The organism is Marinobacter shunpengi, from assembly GCF_045449695.1.
GTDB lineage: Bacteria > Pseudomonadota > Gammaproteobacteria > Pseudomonadales > Oleiphilaceae > Marinobacter.
In genome coordinates, this window is the sequence record NZ_JBJJKZ010000009.1 from 22,874 (window position 1) to 39,358 (window position 16,485).

Below are 16,485 nucleotides of genomic sequence, written 5' to 3' on the forward strand. Positions count from 1 at the left end.
CCTTCGCCGGGTTCACGACGTGCTTTATCGACGACCATGTGGAGCATTGTACCCGGCCCTGGGGGCTGCGTTGAGCCGCAGGGCCTATTGGTGGCTCGGGCAATGGCCGGTCAGTCGCTGACTTCGAGCAGCACCTTGCCAGTGCTTTCGTTGCTGGCGAGGTAGGCCAGGGCATCGTTGGCCTCCGCGATGGGCCAGGTCCGGTCAATCACGGGTTTGATCTCGCCACTGGCCAGCCGGGGCCAGACCTGCTCATAAAGGGCGTCCATCACCTCGCCTTTCACGCTGACCGGCTGGGCCCGCAGCGTGGAGCCGATGACCCGCTGGCGTTTCATCAGCATGGCGCCGGTGTTCAGTTTGGCATCCATGCCTCCCATCAGGCCGATCAGCACGATGCGGCCTTCCACGTTCAGGCATTTCTGGTTCTCGGCGATGTAGTCGCCGCCCACCGGGTCCAGCACCATATCGGCGCCGCCCCAATCCTTCACCGCGTCGGCGAAGGAGCCGTGATGGCGGTTCCAGGTGCCAGTGGCTCCCAGCTCACGGCAATAGGCCAGCTTGTCATCACTGCCGGCGGTGGCGAAGACCTCGTTGCCCATGGCCACGGCCAGCTGGATGGTGGCGGTACCCAGGCCGCTGGCGGCGGCATGCACCAGCACCCGCTCCCCGGGTTTCACCCCGGCGACCATGTACAGGTTCATCCAGGCGGTGGCCAGCACCTCCGGCAGGGCGGCGGCCTGCTTCAGGGTCAGGCCCGGGGGCAGTGGCAGTACCTGGGCCGACGGCACGTTGACCCGGGTGGCGTAGCCGCCGCCGGTGAGCAGGGCGCAGACCTCGTTGCCCGGCTCCAGGTGGGAGACATTGTCGCCCACGGCGGCAACCCGGCCGCTGACTTCCAGGCCCAGAATGTCCGACGCGCCGGGGGGCGGCGGGTAGGCGCCTTTGCTCTGCATCAGGTCAGCCCGGTTCATGCCGGCCCAGGCAACGTCAATGGCTACCTCGTCCGGGCCGAGGTCGGGCAGGTCCGGATGGTCGGTCCATGTCAGGACCTGGTCGTTTACCGTAATCGCTTTCATGGGGACTCCTACGTCGTATGTTGCGGATCAGTGGTGCTCGTAGTCCCACAATGCCTGGAAATCCATGGGGGGCATCATGTCGACCACTTCCACTGCCCGGATGTTGAAATCCAGTAGCTCGGTATCGCGCTCGAAGCCGCTGGCATAGGCACTGCCCATGGGGTCGCTGATGGCCTTGACCCGGTGCCCGCCCATGGGGGCCGGGCGATGGGTGACCACGGCAATCTCATTGCTGGCCAGCCGCACCAGTGCACCCGGCGGATAGGGGGTCAGGGCGTTCAGCAGTGCCCGGAACAGGGCAGGCCTGGGGCTGTCCTGGGCCGCATCGGCCAGGGCTTTGCGGGCCTGGGTGATACTGTACCGTGAACGATAGCCACGGCGGCTGATCAGCGCAACGTAGTGTTCCGCCAGGGCCATAATATGGGCTTCCGGCAGTATGGCGTCGCCGGTCAGCCCCTCGGGATAACCGCTGCCGTCGGCGCGCTCATGGTGCTGCAGTACTATCTTCAGCAACAGGCGGTTTTCAATGCCGGCCTCATGCAGTGCCCTGGCGGCCAGCTGTGGATGGCGGTGGATAATGGACCGCTGCTGGTCGTTGAGGCCGTGGCTGGAGGCATTGAGCTTGTCGAGGATGGGCATCAGCGCCAGGTTGGCGGACAGGGCCGCCGCCATCAGCACCACGATACGTCCGTCGTCCAGGTGCAGTTCCCGGCCGGCAAAGTGGCAGACGATGGCATGGAACAGAGACTGTTCCGTTGCCGTGGGTTCCACGGAATAAAGGTGGACCAGGGACAGGGTGGCGTCCGGCGCCTCCCGGCAGATGCGGTCGATGAGCCGGGCCAGCCCCAGCAGTTTCAGGCGGGCGTCCGGGTCCCGGGTGGAGATGGCATCGTAGGTCCGGTTCAGGGTCTTGAGCAGGGCCCGGTAGTCGGCAAACGGGTTGCGTTGCCCCTCGGCGACCTCTTCCGCCACTTCCTCGTCGGGGTTCTCCGCCTGATGGGGGTAGAACATGCCCCGGTTGTAGAGCTGCTCCAGCTGACTCTCGCTCTGGATGACGTAACCCTGGGCCAACAGCACTTCCCCATGGGCATCGAACACCGGCCATGGCAGGGGTTTGCCCACCACCAGGACGCCGGGAGACACCCGAACCAGATTCTGGGTGGAGGCCGTGGGCTTATTCTCCGGCATGGCTGATCACGGTGCCACGGCCGGCGGTCTGCATCCTGTCCCGCAGGTCGTCGGGGATGGGCTTCTTGCCGAGGGTGTCCGGATCCACCAGCACATAGACCACTTCCGCCCGGGCGATGGGGGTGTCGTCGGGATAGCGGACAAACTGCACTTCCAGGGTGAAGGAGGTATTGCCCAGATGCTTGACTGTCACCCGGCCGCACAGCACGTCATCGAAGTGGGCGGGGGCCGACCAGTTGAGGGTCATGCTGACCACCTGCATGTCCATGCCCTGCTTCAACATGTCCCGGTAGTCACCGAACAGTGCCCGGATGTATTCGTTAATGGTGATGTCCACGTAATCCGCGTAACGGGCGTTGAAGACCACCTGCTGGGCATCGCATTCGGCATAGCGGACCCGGAAGCGGAATTCCATCGGTTTGTCAGTCATGGAGGCTCCTGTTGTTATCATTGCCCCAAGTGTACCCGGACCGGCGCTTTTGTCACCCGTTGGATGCGGATAAGGGGCCTTCGATCGGGAGCTGGACAGCGCTCGATAACCGTTATCGATTTTCGATGTTTGTCAGGTCACGAATCGCTCCTTACCATTGCGCCCTATTTTGGTGCGCGGAGGGCGCTGTGGGTGCCAGGAACGAACGATTACGGTGGCAACTGACGTCCGGGGTATTGCGGGCGTTGCATCTTGAGCGACTCGCCGACCGCTATAGCCGCCGGACGGTCATGGCAGGCTTCAGTCTGATCAACGGCGGTTTCAGCATTGCCCTGGTGGCGTTTGTGGCCCTGATGACCCAGGAGGCCTTTATCTTCCCCTCCCTGGGGGCCACGGCGTTTATCCTGTTCCATGTGCCCATGGCGGAACCGGCCTCGCCCCGTAACACCCTGTGCGGCCATTTACTGGGGGCGTTGATGGGACTGTTGAGCCTTTATGTGTTTGGTTTGCAGGACCATCCCTCAGCCTTCCTGGAAGGTGTGCATGGCGCCCGTGTGGGGGCGGCGGCGCTGTCACTGGGGCTGACCGGCTGCCTGATGGTGTTGTTCCGGGTGCCCCACCCGCCCGCCGGTGCCACAGCCCTGATCGTGTCCCTGGGACTGATGCCGGACCCGGCCCAGTTGCCGGTGCTGATGGCGGGGGTTCTGATCCTGCTGATCCATGCGTTCGTGATGAACCGGCTGTCGGGGATTCCCTACCCGCTGTGGCGGAGCCGTCCGCCGGTATCGGAGGCCGGAAACCTGAGCAGGTCCCGCCCCCTGTGATCGTCACCAGCGCCTGTCAACGTCGGGCGCAATGACAGTAGGCCGTTGTTGTCGGGCCTGGGGCCTTATTCAGGGTTATCCGATGCCGGCTCGCCAGACTCCGCCCCGGCCCTGAGTCGCTCCAGGATCCGTGCCTTTTCACCAGTTTGCTCGAGCTGTTCCAGTACTGTGGCAAGGGGGTCGGCCAGTCCGGCATGGCGGCGATGGAGGTAGTGGTAGAGGGTGAAGTCCGTGACCGTTTCCGGGAACACATAGATGCTGTCCCAGATGTCGTCGTTCAGCGGTGAGAAACCTTCGATGCCGGAGACCAGGGCCAGGTCCACCCGCTGCCATTCCAGCATGGCCAATATCTGACCATAGCTGTCGGTGCGTACCGGCGTCATACCGAGCGCTTCCGCGGTCTGCTCGGCAATAATCACACCCCGTCGCACCGCGACCCGAAGGCCGGTGGTTGTTACCTGGTCCAGGCTTTGCCGGCCGATCAGATCGGGATTGTTGGTGACGGCATGGAGCCGTCCCTCCAATAGCGGATAGGGAACCCGGACCAGGTTGGGATACTGGTCGCCGACATCGGCAATCCGGAACAGGTCACCGTCCACCTCTCCGATATCCGCCATCAGCAGGGCCCGGCGGGAAGGCACCAGTCGGGTAACAACGTTGATACCAAGCTGGCCATAGGCGGTGCGTAACAACTCAAGTGCCAGGGGTGTGCTGGGCACGTCCGCGATCACCGCAAAGCGAAGCTCCGTCGGCGTGTCTTCCGCATCGGAATCGGCGAAGGCGGCATTGCCAAGCAGTAGTGAGATAAGCAGTATTCGGGCCCACATGGCGGTTTCCTGGCCGATTAAAAGTACCTGACAGCGTAGATCGAAATGCACGGTTTTACGCTATCGAAATGTAAATTCTGCATAACAGGCATGGAGCCCGGTGGTTTCTTAAGGGCGGAGAAGTCATTCGTTTCCTGGAATGGGCCAACGTCAGGACGGATTGGTGGCGGACGTCACTGGAGGGCGCGTATACAGAAACAATCGCCACCCCAGCAACAAGGCCGCTGACGCCAGCCCGGCGGTAATGCCTGCCCAGAAGCCCGGTGCTCCCATGGCCTCCACGATCAGGTCGGTGAAGGTGAGCACATAGCCCAGGGGCAGGCCCACGCCCCAGAACGAGAACAGCATGATGAACATGGGGATGCGGGTGTCCTTGTAGCCCCGCAGGGCGCTGATGCAGGTGACCTGGATGACGTCGGCGATCTGGAACGCGGCGGCGAATTTTACCAGCAGGATGGTGGCGGCCTGCACTTCCGGATCGCTGGTGTACAGCCGGGCGATGGCACCGGCGAAGCCGTACAGCAGCGAGGCAAAGACGAGGGCCGTGCCCGCTGCCAGGATCAACGAACTGCGGGACAGCAGGTGAGCCGTGCCGGACGTGCCGGCCCCCACCAGGAAGGCCACCCGCAGGGTCAGCGCCATGCCGATGCTCAGCGGGACCATGAAGGTCAGCGAGGTGACGTTCAGGGCAATCTGGTGTCCGGCCACCACGACCGGGCCCAGCGAGGCCAGGAACAGGGCGATCACGCAGAACATGCTGGCTTCCACAAAGATGGTAAACCCGATGGGCAGGCCGATACGCAGGATATAGCGCAGGTTTTCCGGGTCCGGCCTGGCACGGTCCGCGATCAGGTGGAACGACCGGTAGACCGGGCTGCGGTTCAGGTAGAACACCATGGCAAAGGCGGCGATTACGTTGGAGATGGCCGTGGCCCAGCCACAGCCCACGCCGCCCAGTTCCGGCAGCCCGAACTTGCCGTAGATCAGCATCCAGTTCAGGGGCAGGTTGATCAGGGTGCCGAGCACCGAAAAAGCCATGATCACCCTGGTATGGCCCAGGCCGTCGGTCAGGCCCCGCAGCGCCACCATCAGCAGCATGAAGGGTATGCCCCAGGCAAAGGCGTCCAGGTAGCCATCGGCCACCCCGGCGGTTTGCGAGTCCAGTCCCATCAGGCTGAACACGGGGTGCACGTTGACCACCAGCAGGATCATCAGCAGGGCGCTGGCGGCCGCGATGTAGAGACCCTGCCAGGTGGCCGGCATGATCCGGTCGAGGGCTCTGGAGCCGTTGTAGCCGGAAATAATGGGCTGCAGGGCGCTCAGCACGCCCATGAAGAACAGGAACACCGGCATCCAGATGGCGCTGCCGATGCCCACGGCGGCCAGGTCTTCGGCGCTGGCATGGCCGGCCATGACGGTGTCGATCACGCCGTTGGCCATCTGGGCGATCTGGGCCACCAGGATGGGGCCGCCCAGCAGGGCCAGGGTGCGCCATTCGGCGAGCACCCGTGGCACCAGGGGTGCCCGGGTATCGGGAACTGGTTGGTGTTCTTCGTCCAGCATGGTTCGGAAGCTACCTGAAACCGCGTGAGGGCGGCCTACTATACACCTCGTGCCCGGAATGCGGGAACGGCGGTAGCGGAATTCCCTACCGGGCGGCGGTAGCCGGCTCCGCCGGACAGGCCAGGGCCACCATATCCTGTCTCAGGTCGCTGGTTTCCTCCTGCAGGTGCCGCCAGTGCCGGTCATCGGCGGCCACCAGCAGTTTGTGGGTCAACTGCACGATGTCATCGGCATTCCGCCCGGCCCGGGCCTGGTAGGCTTCACCCTGGTAGCGCTGGTAGTGGATGATCATGTCCCGTAACCGGTCCTCAAAGTCCGCCTGCCGGCGTTGCTCCAGCAGACTGGAAAAGGCAGCCTGCCAGTTACCCCGGCCGTCCAGCCAGGCTTCGGTGGCGCCTTCCCGGTCGGCCAACCATTGGCGGATGATGGCCACCTGGCGGTCATTGAGGTCGCCGAGCCACCGTTCCGTGCGCTCCACCACCCGCTCTACGGCTTCCTGCGGGGTGTCCTCGTCCAGGTATTCCCGTCGGTACTCGGCCTGCTGCTCTTCCATACTGGCGACCAGTTCCCGTACCTGTTCATCGGTGAGGCTTTTCAGCAGCCGGCTGGCCACGGGGACTGCCCGGGCGCTCAGGGGTTCCAGGAACGCCGCCAACTGCTGGCGGTGGTAGCGGATGTGTTCCGGGGGCAGTTCCCCCCGGGCGGTTTCCCGGCGCAGTTCCGCCAGCCAGTCGGAATAGCGGGTGAGCTGGGTCTGGCAGTGCCATTCCCGCATCTGTCGCAGGTCCTGTAGCAGGGCGTCTTCCTGGGCGCCGGTCAGGTCCACGTAATCCTCCACCCACCAGACGACGCCGCGGTCGGCAAACTGGTAGGACAGGCGGGTCGAACTGCAGGCACCAAGCTGGAGCGCGAGCAGGGAAAATAGTAGGATCCTTGTCACTTGTCCGGGCAGGCGATGTTTCATGGGTGCAAGTCCTTTTAGAATGTCGTTACCCTGTACGGCGTTTCTTGCATCGATGGTTTGGTCAGCCGTGCAGCCATCAACGGGTCTTATCCGTTCTGTTACGACCCGATGGTTTCACCGGATGTTCCCGGTTTTCCACCCATTACCAGGAGTCACTGCCTTGGCCAGGTCCAGGATGCCACGTCCTCGTCAGCTTATCTTTGCCTTCTATATGTCCTGCCTGATGTCGTTCCTGATGTCCGGTGTGATCACGGTGATCAATACCGGTGTGGATGGCCCGTTCTACCAGCGCTGGCTGGCCGCCTGGCTGGTGGCGTGGGCTGTCGCCTACCCCCTGGTGGTGTTCATCGCGCCGCTGGCCGGTCGGCTGACGGAAGCCACCCTGAGGCGGTTTGGCGCAGGCGATACGCCGGAATGAATCCAGCCCCCTGCCCCTGACGACTCTGTCCGCCAGTGACGGAACGCGAGTGACAGGATGTGGCTTCCGGCGGCGCAGCGGGTAACGTGTGTCGCCATTATTGTCAAAAAGTGTCAAACCTCCTGAATCCGTTTTGTCCTGCTCCCCGTAAACCGCTTTGACACACAGGTCAGGGAATCAACCTGTGCAGGTTCGAACCAGTGTCAACCGGTTATAAATTGTTCTCTGCAATTGAGGAGCAGATACCATGCACCGTTTCCTGACTCTACCCCTTGTGGCTACCGGCGCCCTGGTGCTTGCCGGATGCAGTAACAGCGACAGTTCCAGCGATGACGATCCGGGCCCTGTTTCTGAAGTCCGGATCATCCACGCCTCTCCGGACGCGCCGCCGGTCAATATCCTGGTGGATGGCAGTGCCGCAGTGGAGGCCGCCGATTACAAGGACGCGGCATTGCTGTCGCCGGCCCCCGGAGATTACGACATCGCCGTCCAGGGTATCCTGCCGGATGGTACAACGGACGTGATCGGTCCCGCGCCGTTCTCTTTTGAAGAAAATGTCCGCTACAACGTGGTGGCGGTGAACAACCTGGCCTCCATCGAACCGCTGGTATTCACTGACGATGACCCCGACTTCTCATCGTCTGACCAGGTTCGCGTCCGAATCGGGCACCTGGCCCCCAACGCCCCGAGCGTGGATGTCTATGTGACGGCAGCCGGCGAGGGGAATGACCTGTCCACCACCGATCCGCTGCTGTCGGATGTTGCGTTCAAGGACGTCGCTGACGCTGTGGAAGTGCCGGCCGGCAATTATCGCATCCAGGTGGCCGCCGCCGGGGGCACCACCGCCGTGTTCGACAGTGGTGATGTGTCTCTGCCCGCCGGCGCCGACCTGTTCGTGGGGGCGGTGACCAACACCGGTGCCAATTCGTCCCTGGCGGGGGCCAGCCCGGTCAGCCTGATCGTGGTCAATGGTGAAGACGTGGCCCAGATCTACGATGCGGACCAGGATGCGGGAGTACGCGTGGTCCACGGTTCCGCTGATGCGCCGGCAGTGGATGTGCTGGTGGATGATATGGCCACGCCGTTGAGCAACCTGGAATTCGGCGATGTGGCACCGTTTGACACCCTGGATGGCTACGCCGAACTGCCCGCCGGGATGACCAACCTCAAGGTGGCGGCTTCCGCGGACAATAGCGTGGTGGCCATCGAAGCGGACGTGAATCTGGTCAATGGGCAGGGCTATTCCGTGCTGGCGGTGGGACTGCTGAACGATGCCAACTTCCCCGTTGAAGGGCTGGTGCTGGAGGACAGCGTGCGCAGTATTGCCACCCAGGCGTCCCTGCGGATTGTTCATGCCGCCACCGCCGCCGGAAACGTGGACATCTACCTGTTGCCCGGTAGCCAGACCAGTATCGGCAACTCGGACCCGACCCTGGCGGACGTGCCTTTCAAGGCGGTTACGGATTACCTTCCGGTGCCGGACGGCACCTACAACGTGAGGATCACGCCCGCCGGCACCGGTACCGTGGCCATCCAGGCGGACGGGGTGGCCCTTGATGCCGGCGGTGTCTATACCGTGATTGCCCGGGACGCCAAGCCGGGCGCTCCGGCGCCACTGGACAGCCTCGGGCTGATCCTGCTGGACGATTTCAACTGATCCTGAGCAGCAATGGCAGGCGCCCGTCCGGCGGGCGTCTGCCCCTTATTCCATCAACACCGCGGACTTCACCAGGGCATAGACCGTCTGCCCGTTTTCCAGTCCCAGTTCCTTTGCTGATGTCTGTGTAACCCTCGATAGCAGTACCTGCCCGTCCGACAGCCGACAGGTAATGGTGCAGCGGTGTTCATCGGTCTCATCCATGCGCTCGATGCGCACCGGCATCCGGTTGCGGATGCTGATGCCGGCGGGTTCCTCCGTGGCCAGACTGACGTCGCTGGCCAGAATGCGCAGCCGGTGGAGGCTGGTCTGATGGCTGGAATAACCACTGACCTGGAAGGCAATGGACGGGCGGCCTTCACCACCCTCGGTCACGAACTGCCATTCGCCGTCGGGCAGGCTGGTCAGCCGGCCCCGAAGCACCGAGGCGGGGCCCTCATCGCTGAACAGGGGGGAATCCGGTCGGGCCAGGGTTTCCCGCAGGGGCTCGATGCGTTCCAGGCGACCGTTGGCCATGAAGGCGACGTGATCAGCCAGCTGTTCCACCTCCCGGGCGGAATGGGTAACCAGCAGGATGGGGACGCCGGTAGTGGTCGGCAGGTCCGCCAGGAACGGCAGGATCTCCCGTTTGGCGTCGGCATCCAGTGCGGACAGGGGTTCATCCAGCAACATCAGTTGGGGGCTGGTGAGCAGCGCCCGGCCCAGGGCGACACGCTGGCGCTGGCCCCCGGACAGGGTGTGCACCGGCTGCTCCAGCAGGTGGTCCAGATCCAGCAGTGTGCGGATGGTTTCCGGGTGCAGGCGTCGTTGGTCCTTCGGCGTTCGCCGGTAGCCATACAGCAGGTTGGCTTCCACCGACAGGTGGGGCAGCAGGCTGGACTCCTGGAATACCAGGCCGAGCCGACGTTTGCTCAGTGGCACCTGCTGTCGGCCGGACTGCCACTGCTGATCCCGGAAGCGGACCTGTCCACGACGCAGGCGTTCGAGGCCGGCAATCACCCGCAACAGGGTGGTCTTGCCGCAACCGGAGCGACCGTAGAGGGCGGTAATGCCCTCTGTGGGCAGTGAACCGTCCACCACCAGGGCGAAGTCGCCCTTGTGCAGGCGCACGTTGATGGACAGGGTCATGGTTTCACCCCACCGGGGTGTCGGTTCAGGCTGTATACCGTTACCAGCACCACGAAAGCGAACACCAGCAGTCCCAGGGACAGCCGGTGGGCCGCGTCATAGTCCATGGCCTCAGCGTAGTCATAGATGAGTACCGACAGCACCTGGGTCTCGCCGGGGATGCTGCCGCCCAGCATCAGGATCACGCCGAATTCCCCCAGGGTGTGGGCGAAGGTCAGGGTGGCGGCCACGATAAAGCCGCCCTTGCACAGGGGCAGGATCACCGTCAGGAACCGGTCCAGGGGGCCGGCGCCGAGGGAAGCAGCGACTTCCACCGGTCTTGTGCCCAGGGCGCGGAAGGCTTCCATCAGCGGTTGCACGGCAAACGGCAGCGAGTAGATCACCGACGCCACCAGGATGCCTTCAAAGGTAAAGGCCAGGTGGGTCAGTCCCATGGCTTCCAGGCTCTGACCGACGGGCCCACGGGGCCCCAGCACGATCAGCAGGTAGAAGCCCAGTACCGTCGGCGGCAGCACCAGTGGCAGCGCCACCAGCGCCTGTACGACGGTGCGGGAGGTGGAACGTCGATGGGCCAGCCACCAGGCCAGCGGGGTGGCCAGCACCAGCAGGATCACCGTGGTCAGCCCACACAGTCGGAGGGTAACCTGGATGGCCTGCCAGTCCTGGGGGCTCAGCTCAGGCATGAAATCAATGCCCCTTGGGAGCTTCGAATCCGAACCGGCCGAGGATGGCGGCGGCAGCCTCCGATACCATGAAGGACCGGAACTGCCGTGCTTCCTCGCTGGAACCGCCCCGGCCGGTGATGACCATGGCCATGGCCAACGGCTGGTGGAGTCTGTCATCGATCAGGGTGAACTCCCGCCCGGCCAGGTCGGGGGCGAAGGTGAGTGACCAGGCGATCAGCCCCGCATCGGCGGCGCCGGATTCCACCATGGCGGCGGTCTGGCCGATGTTCTCGCCATACACCAGTTTGGGCTGTAGCGGTTCCCACAACGCCAGTGCCTGTAGTGCTTCCTTCGCCCGCTGCCCGTAGGGGGCGTGGCGGGGCTGGGCGATGGCAATCCGCCGGATATCGTCACCAGTCAGGTCCGGGGGTGTCAGGGCTGCACGCTGCGGGTCATGGTGCCACAGCACCAGCCGCCCCTCGGCATAGGTCTCGGGATCGGTGGCAGTGACACCTTCGCCGGCCAGGCGCTCCGGATAACCGGTGTCGGCGGACAGGAAGAGGTCGTAAGGGGCGCCGTTGAGTACCTGGGAGGCCAGCTTGCCGGAGGCGCCGAACACCACCGTGACGGAGGCGTCCGGATACTGTTGCTCAAAGGCCTGGGTCAGCTCCGGCATGGCCAGGCGCAGGCTGGAGGCGGCGGCGATGGTCAGGGCATGGGCCGGGGAGGCCAGGCTCAGCAACAGCAGGCAAGCGGTCAGAACGATTCGCATGATCAGGGGCTTCTCCACGTGTCCGCCAGATTATCCCATTTCAACGCGCTATAAAACCTGACGCCAGCTCAGTGATCGCCTGGCAGGCAGGCGGCCAGCAGTGCCGCCATGGCGGGGCGGCCCAGGGCAGTCACGTGCTGGATGTTGCGTTGGGGGATGGTGTCGGTGCCCGGGTAGCTGTCGATGGCCCGCTCCAGGCTGGCTTCCCGCAGCAGGTGCAGCATGGGATAGGGTGAGCGGTTGGTGTAGTTCTCGGCGGCATCGGCGTCCGTATCGGCGAACTGGTACTGTGGGTGAAAGCTGGCGATCTGGATAATACCTTCCAGGTCGAGCACCTGGATCAGGCCGTCCGCCACCGCCAGGAAGTCGTTATAGTCAGGGAAATCCTGAAGCACGGCGGGATGCACGAGCAAGGTCGTCTCAATGCTGTCGTCATCGGTCAGTTGCAGCAGTTCCCGTTGAAGGTCAGCCAGCAGCGAGTCTTCGGTTTGCGCTTCGCTCACCGAAAAGCGAATACGGTCATTGACCAGTTCACGACGGGCGAAGGGGCACAGGTTGAGGTCAATCACCACATCCTGCACCCAGCGTCGGGTGGCCTGGACAACCTTTTGTGGGTTCATGGGCTCCGGGGTCCTGACAGTCAGGTCATTTCATTAGTCAGCTATGATACAGTGCCCGGCCGCAAAAAGGGTGGGTGGATATCAATGGCACTGCTGATTCTGGTAACGGTTCTCTGGGCATTTTCCTTCAGTCTGATCGGCGAGTTCCTGGCCGGTCATGTGGACAGCGATTTTGCGGTACTCAGCCGGGTACTCCTGGCGGCGCTGCTGTTCCTGCCGGTGACCCGCTGGGCCGGGGTGCCCGGACGCCTGAAGCTGGGGATCATGGTCACCGGCGCACTGCAATTCGGCATTACCTACCTTTGCCTCTATCGTTCCTTCAGCTACCTGACCGTGCCGGAAGTGCTGCTGTTCACGGTATTCACGCCGCTGTATGTCACCCTGGTGGACGATGCGCTGTATCGCCGGTTCTCGCCGGTGGCCTTGCTGGCGGCGGCGGTGGCCACCCTGGGCGCGGGTATTATCCGTTTTGACGGGCTCAGCCAGGACTACCTGACCGGGTTCCTGCTGCTGCAACTGGCCAACCTGACCTTTGCCGCTGGTCAGGTGGGGTACAAACACCTGATGCGGGCCTACCCGCTGCCGGTGCCCGCCTGGCGGACTTTCGCCTACTTCTTCCTGGGTGCTCTGACCATTGCCCTGCCGTCGTTCCTGATCTTTGGTGATCATACCAGGCTGCCGTCCACGGGCCTGCAGTGGGGTGTGCTGGCCTGGTTGGGGCTGGCGGCCTCCGGCCTGGGACTTTACCTGTGGAACCGGGGAGCGTGCCTGGTGGACGCCGGTACCCTGGCGGTCATGAACAATGCCCTGGTGCCCGCCGGCCTGGTGGTCAACCTGCTGATCTGGAACCGGGAGGCGGATCTGTTGCGTCTTGCCATTGGCGGTGCGGTGATTGCCCTTTCCCTGTGGCTGAACGCCCGCTTCCACCCCCGTGCTCAACTTCAGGGTACGGCGTGACCGGGCATGATGGACGAAACCCGATCCCGGATGACTATCCCACAATATTGGTAGGGTTTCTTTTTGTTAATTACCCTACTGTTTACTAAAGTCAGGAGTTAACGCGCCGATACTCCTGAAGCCCGGGTTTGTCCCGGAGCCTGACGGACAGTTATCCGCTTTATGCCATGATCCGGGAACCAGAATAACCATGCGCAATAACGGGCCCGTTACCCAGAAAGAAGTCAGAATGAAGCCGGGCAGCCGGCTGATCACCACCACCACGCTCAAGGGCGTGATTACCTACTGCAACCGGGATTTTGCCGAAATCAGTGGTTTCAGCCGCGACGAACTGATCGGACAGGCCCACAATATTATCCGCCATCCGGATATGCCCCCCAGTGTGTTCAAGCTGATGTGGGACACCATCAACGCGGGCAAGCCCTGGATGGGAGTGGTCAAGAACCGCAGCAGGAATGGCGACCACTACTGGGTCAGTGCCTATGTCACGCCAATCCTCGAGAACGGCAAGGTCACCGGTTACGAGTCGGTCCGGGTGGAGCCGACCCGGGAACAGGTCGAGCGGGCGGGGCATCTCTATCGCCGGCTGTCCGCGGGTCGGGGCGCCTTTGGAACCGGTACCCGTCTGCAGTCGGTGGTGCGATCCGGCTGGCCGATGCTGATCCCGCTGGTTGCCAGCCTGGTGGCGGTGTCTCTGGACGCCTTCTGGCCGGCGGTTGCCCTGGTGGTTGCGGGCTTCCTGATGGGATGCGGGCTGCAGGCCTCGTCCATCACCCGCAGGTTACGGGCACTGATTGATCTGCGTCCGGATGCGTTCCATGATCCGCTGGTGGCCCAGACCTATACCAGTGAAACCGGGCTGTTTGCGGAGCTGGGTATGGTGCTGTTGAGCGAGGAAGCCCGCATCCGGACGGCCCTGACGCGGATCGAGGATAGCTCCGAAATGCTGTCCCGGACGGCCCGGGAAGGGCTGGAAATGATTGCCGAGGGCGCCCGGGCCATTGAGGACCAGCGGCAGGAGACGGAGCAGACCGCATCCGCCATGAACGAAATGAGCGCCTCCATCCAGGAGGTGACCGACAGCGTTACCCGCAATACCGAAGGGGCTTCCCAGGCCAGCGAGCTGGCGAGGAATGGGGGCCGCCTCAGTGCCGAGGCGCTGCAGTCCATTGAGCACCTGGTGTCCCAGGGCAGTACGGTCGGGGAGACGGTTACCCGTCTCGGGGAATCCACCGAAAAGATCGGCGAAGCGGCGCGACTGATTTCCGAAATTGCCGACCAGACCAACCTGCTGGCCCTGAATGCCGCCATCGAGGCGGCCCGGGCCGGCGAACAGGGGCGTGGTTTTGCGGTGGTGGCGGATGAGGTCCGCTCCCTGGCGCAGCGTACACGCCAGTCCACCGTCTCGATCCATGAGGTGATCGACAGCTTTCGTTCCCAGGTGGACAAGGCTGTACAGGCCACGCGGGATGGCGAGGAGATCGGGCAGCACGGCCTGACCAAGGTGCGGGAAACGGAGGCCGCATTAAAGGACATTGTGCACACCATCCAGGAGATTTCTGACAGCTTTGTCAGCATGTCGGCAGCTTTCGAGGAGCAGAGCCAGGTGTCGGAGGAAATCAACCAGCAGGTTGTGCGTATCTCCGGCCTGGCCGATACCAGTACCGAAAAGGCCGACGGTGCCCGCCAGGCCAGCGAGGAAATCAGTCAGCAGGCCCGGGGGCTCAATGATCTGGTGGCGCGGTTTGTCAGTCGGCAGTAAGCCCCTGAACTGACGATCGTTTCCTGAGTTTACCGGCACAGCAGCCCAACCCCGGGCTGCTGTGCCGGTACAGTACCTGACCCGCCGTTGCACACTTTCTGTGCGACCAAGGTGGCATCACCCGCCCGACACTGGCACAATCCGCCGCCAATTGCTGGTTTCCGGCAGGGAACACCGCGACCAGCTATTCTCTATTCCACTCCTAATGACAACTGTACCAGTACAGGGTTTAACTATGTCTGAAAAAGCTATGGTCGGTCGGGGCAACTGGTCGTCCCGTATGGCCTTTATCCTGGCTGCGGCGGGTTCCGCCGTGGGCCTGGGCAATATCTGGAAGTTCCCCTATATGACGGGCGAAAATGGCGGTGGCGCCTTCGTGATCGTCTATCTCGCCTGTATCGCCGTGATCGGCGTTCCCATCATGATGGCGGAGGTGTTTGTGGGCCGTAACGGCGGCCGCAACCCGGTTTCCAGCATGCGGATCGTGGCCGAACGCAATCTCAGCAACCCCGCCTGGCGGGTGTCCGCCATTATTGGTGTGCTGGCGGCGTTCATGATCCTCTCCTTTTATTCCGTCATTGGCGGCTGGTCTGCGTCCTACGTGGTGCACTCTGGCATGGGCGATTTTATGGGGCAGGATGCGGACGCCGTTGGCAGCATCTTCAGTGCCCTGCTGGCGAGCCCCGGCATCCTGCTGTTCTGGCACACGGTGTTTATGGCGCTTGTGATCCTCGTGGTCTCCCGGGGCCTGAAAGGCGGCCTGGAGCGGGCGGCGAAGATCCTGATGCCGACTCTGTTCGTGCTGTTGCTGCTGGTGGTGGGCTACGCCACCACCACCGGGCACTTCGGTCAGGCGCTGGACTTCCTGTTTACCCCGGACTTCAGCAAGCTGACCTGGGATGCCGCGCTGCAGGCACTGGGGCAGGCCTTCTTCACCATGAGTCTGGGCATGGCCATCATGATGGCCTATGGTTCCTACCTGGGTAAGGACGTGTCCATTGGCCGGGCAGCCGTGGGTGTGGGCATCATGGATACCCTGGTGGCCCTGCTGGCCGGCCTGGCGATCTTCCCGTTCGTCTTCGCCAACGGTCTGGAAGCGGGTCAGGGCCCCGGCCTGATCTTCGTCACCCTGCCGCTGGCCTTTGGACAGATGCCCCTGGGTGTGGTGTTCGCCACGGCCTTCTTCGTACTGCTGCTGTTCGCCGCCTGGACCTCCGGTATTTCGCTGCTGGAGCCGGTCACCGAGTGGGTGGAGGAGAAAATGGCCATCACCCGCACCTCGGCGGCGATCCTGGCGGGCGTCGCCTGCTGGTTGTTGGGCGTTGCCTCCATCCTGTCCCTGAACGTCTGGTCCGATGTTTATCTGCTGGGCATGTTCGAGCGCTTCGAGCAGACCGCGATCCTGGACCTGCTGGACTTCTTCACCGCCAATATCATGCTGCCGCTGTCCGGTCTGCTGACGGCCCTGTTCGTGGGCTGGTGCGTGGCGAAGGAATCCCTGCAGGCGGATATGGCCATGTCCAACGGGATGTTCAATCTGTGGCGGAACCTGCTGCGTTACGTAACACCCATCGCAGTACTGGCCGTGTTCATCTACAACCTGATGTAGAAAAGCGACCAGTACAGAACCAGAA

General features: G+C 63.3%; 16 protein-coding genes. 6 read left to right on the plus strand and 10 right to left on the minus strand.

Going from position 1 to position 16,485, the window contains the following annotated elements:
• Positions 1 to 110 precede the first annotated feature (110 nt).
• From ACJO2E_RS06175 to ACJO2E_RS06185, 3 genes are read right to left on the minus strand one after another with little or no spacing between them, the layout of a single operon-like run.
• Entirely contained in the window at positions 111 to 1,076 is a 966-nt protein-coding gene (locus ACJO2E_RS06175) for an NAD(P)H-quinone oxidoreductase (RefSeq protein WP_406962853.1), read from the minus strand.
• A 27-nt stretch (positions 1,077 to 1,103) separates the two neighbouring features.
• Positions 1,104 to 2,264, minus strand: coding sequence for an HD-GYP domain-containing protein (locus ACJO2E_RS06180; RefSeq protein WP_406962855.1), 1,161 nt, complete (start codon positions 2,262 to 2,264; stop codon positions 1,104 to 1,106).
• Positions 2,251 to 2,694 carry an acyl-CoA thioesterase gene (locus ACJO2E_RS06185; protein WP_406962857.1) on the minus strand — a complete coding sequence of 148 codons (444 nt, stop codon included), beginning with the start codon at positions 2,692 to 2,694 and terminating at the stop codon, positions 2,251 to 2,253. The genes ACJO2E_RS06180 and ACJO2E_RS06185 overlap by 14 nt, the downstream gene beginning before the upstream one ends.
• Before the next feature lie 188 nt (positions 2,695 to 2,882).
• Between ACJO2E_RS06185 and ACJO2E_RS06190 the strand changes: the two genes are divergently transcribed.
• The gene (locus tag ACJO2E_RS06190) at positions 2,883 to 3,518 is read left to right on the plus strand and encodes an HPP family protein (protein ID WP_406962859.1); all 636 of its coding nucleotides are present in this window, start codon (positions 2,883 to 2,885) and stop codon (positions 3,516 to 3,518) included.
• 65 nt (positions 3,519 to 3,583) lie between these two features.
• On the opposite strand, the gene ACJO2E_RS06195 is transcribed toward ACJO2E_RS06190, so the two are convergent.
• The 3 genes from ACJO2E_RS06195 to ACJO2E_RS06205 all read right to left on the minus strand — a co-directional run bounded on the left by ACJO2E_RS06195 (position 3,584) and on the right by ACJO2E_RS06205 (position 6,872).
• The gene (locus ACJO2E_RS06195) at positions 3,584 to 4,345 is read right to left on the minus strand and encodes a transporter substrate-binding domain-containing protein (protein WP_406962861.1); all 762 of its coding nucleotides are present in this window, start codon (positions 4,343 to 4,345) and stop codon (positions 3,584 to 3,586) included.
• A 150-nt stretch (positions 4,346 to 4,495) separates the two neighbouring features.
• Positions 4,496 to 5,905: an MATE family efflux transporter gene (locus ACJO2E_RS06200; protein WP_406962887.1), complete on the minus strand. Its 1,410-nt coding sequence runs from the start codon at positions 5,903 to 5,905 to the stop codon at positions 4,496 to 4,498.
• 88 nt (positions 5,906 to 5,993) lie between these two features.
• On the minus strand, positions 5,994 to 6,872 hold the full coding sequence (locus ACJO2E_RS06205; RefSeq protein ID WP_406962863.1) for a DUF6279 family lipoprotein: 879 nt from the start codon (positions 6,870 to 6,872) through the stop codon (positions 5,994 to 5,996).
• 175 nt (positions 6,873 to 7,047) lie between these two features.
• Here ACJO2E_RS06205 and ACJO2E_RS06210 point away from each other — a divergent pair, with 175 nt between their 5' ends.
• Positions 7,048 to 7,290: a DUF2798 domain-containing protein gene (locus ACJO2E_RS06210; RefSeq protein WP_406962865.1), complete on the plus strand. Its 243-nt coding sequence runs from the start codon at positions 7,048 to 7,050 to the stop codon at positions 7,288 to 7,290.
• 247 nt (positions 7,291 to 7,537) lie between these two features.
• Positions 7,538 to 8,947, plus strand: a complete 1,410-nt coding sequence (locus ACJO2E_RS06215) for a DUF4397 domain-containing protein (protein ID WP_406962866.1) — start codon at positions 7,538 to 7,540, stop codon at positions 8,945 to 8,947.
• Positions 8,948 to 8,992: 45 nt separating this feature from the next.
• Here the strand turns inward: ACJO2E_RS06215 and modC are convergent, their stop codons facing one another.
• The 4 genes from modC to ACJO2E_RS06235 form a co-directional block, all read right to left on the minus strand.
• On the minus strand, positions 8,993 to 10,075 hold the full coding sequence (gene modC / locus ACJO2E_RS06220; RefSeq protein WP_406962868.1) for a molybdenum ABC transporter ATP-binding protein: 1,083 nt from the start codon (positions 10,073 to 10,075) through the stop codon (positions 8,993 to 8,995).
• A complete protein-coding gene (modB, locus tag ACJO2E_RS06225; protein WP_406962870.1) occupies positions 10,072 to 10,758 on the minus strand; it encodes a molybdate ABC transporter permease subunit in 687 nt (228 codons plus the stop codon). Before modB ends, modC begins: the two co-directional genes overlap by 4 nt.
• Before the next feature lie 4 nt (positions 10,759 to 10,762).
• The gene (gene modA, locus ACJO2E_RS06230; RefSeq protein WP_406962872.1) at positions 10,763 to 11,512 is read right to left on the minus strand and encodes a molybdate ABC transporter substrate-binding protein; all 750 of its coding nucleotides are present in this window, start codon (positions 11,510 to 11,512) and stop codon (positions 10,763 to 10,765) included.
• 68 nt (positions 11,513 to 11,580) lie between these two features.
• The gene (locus tag ACJO2E_RS06235) at positions 11,581 to 12,132 is read right to left on the minus strand and encodes a DUF1415 domain-containing protein (protein ID WP_406962874.1); all 552 of its coding nucleotides are present in this window, start codon (positions 12,130 to 12,132) and stop codon (positions 11,581 to 11,583) included.
• Positions 12,133 to 12,216: 84 nt separating this feature from the next.
• On the opposite strand from ACJO2E_RS06235, the gene ACJO2E_RS06240 reads away from it, so the two are divergent.
• The 3 genes from ACJO2E_RS06240 (at position 12,217) to ACJO2E_RS06250 (ending at position 16,460) form a co-directional block, all read left to right on the plus strand.
• Positions 12,217 to 13,089 carry an EamA family transporter gene (locus ACJO2E_RS06240; RefSeq protein ID WP_406962875.1) on the plus strand — a complete coding sequence of 291 codons (873 nt, stop codon included), beginning with the start codon at positions 12,217 to 12,219 and terminating at the stop codon, positions 13,087 to 13,089.
• Between the two features lie 190 nt (positions 13,090 to 13,279).
• Positions 13,280 to 14,851, plus strand: coding sequence for a methyl-accepting chemotaxis protein (locus tag ACJO2E_RS06245; RefSeq protein ID WP_406962877.1), 1,572 nt, complete (start codon positions 13,280 to 13,282; stop codon positions 14,849 to 14,851).
• A 235-nt stretch (positions 14,852 to 15,086) separates the two neighbouring features.
• Complete coding sequence (locus ACJO2E_RS06250; protein ID WP_406962879.1) at positions 15,087 to 16,460, plus strand: sodium-dependent transporter; 1,374 nt, start codon at positions 15,087 to 15,089, stop codon at positions 16,458 to 16,460.
• Positions 16,461 to 16,485: the final 25 nt, after the last annotated feature.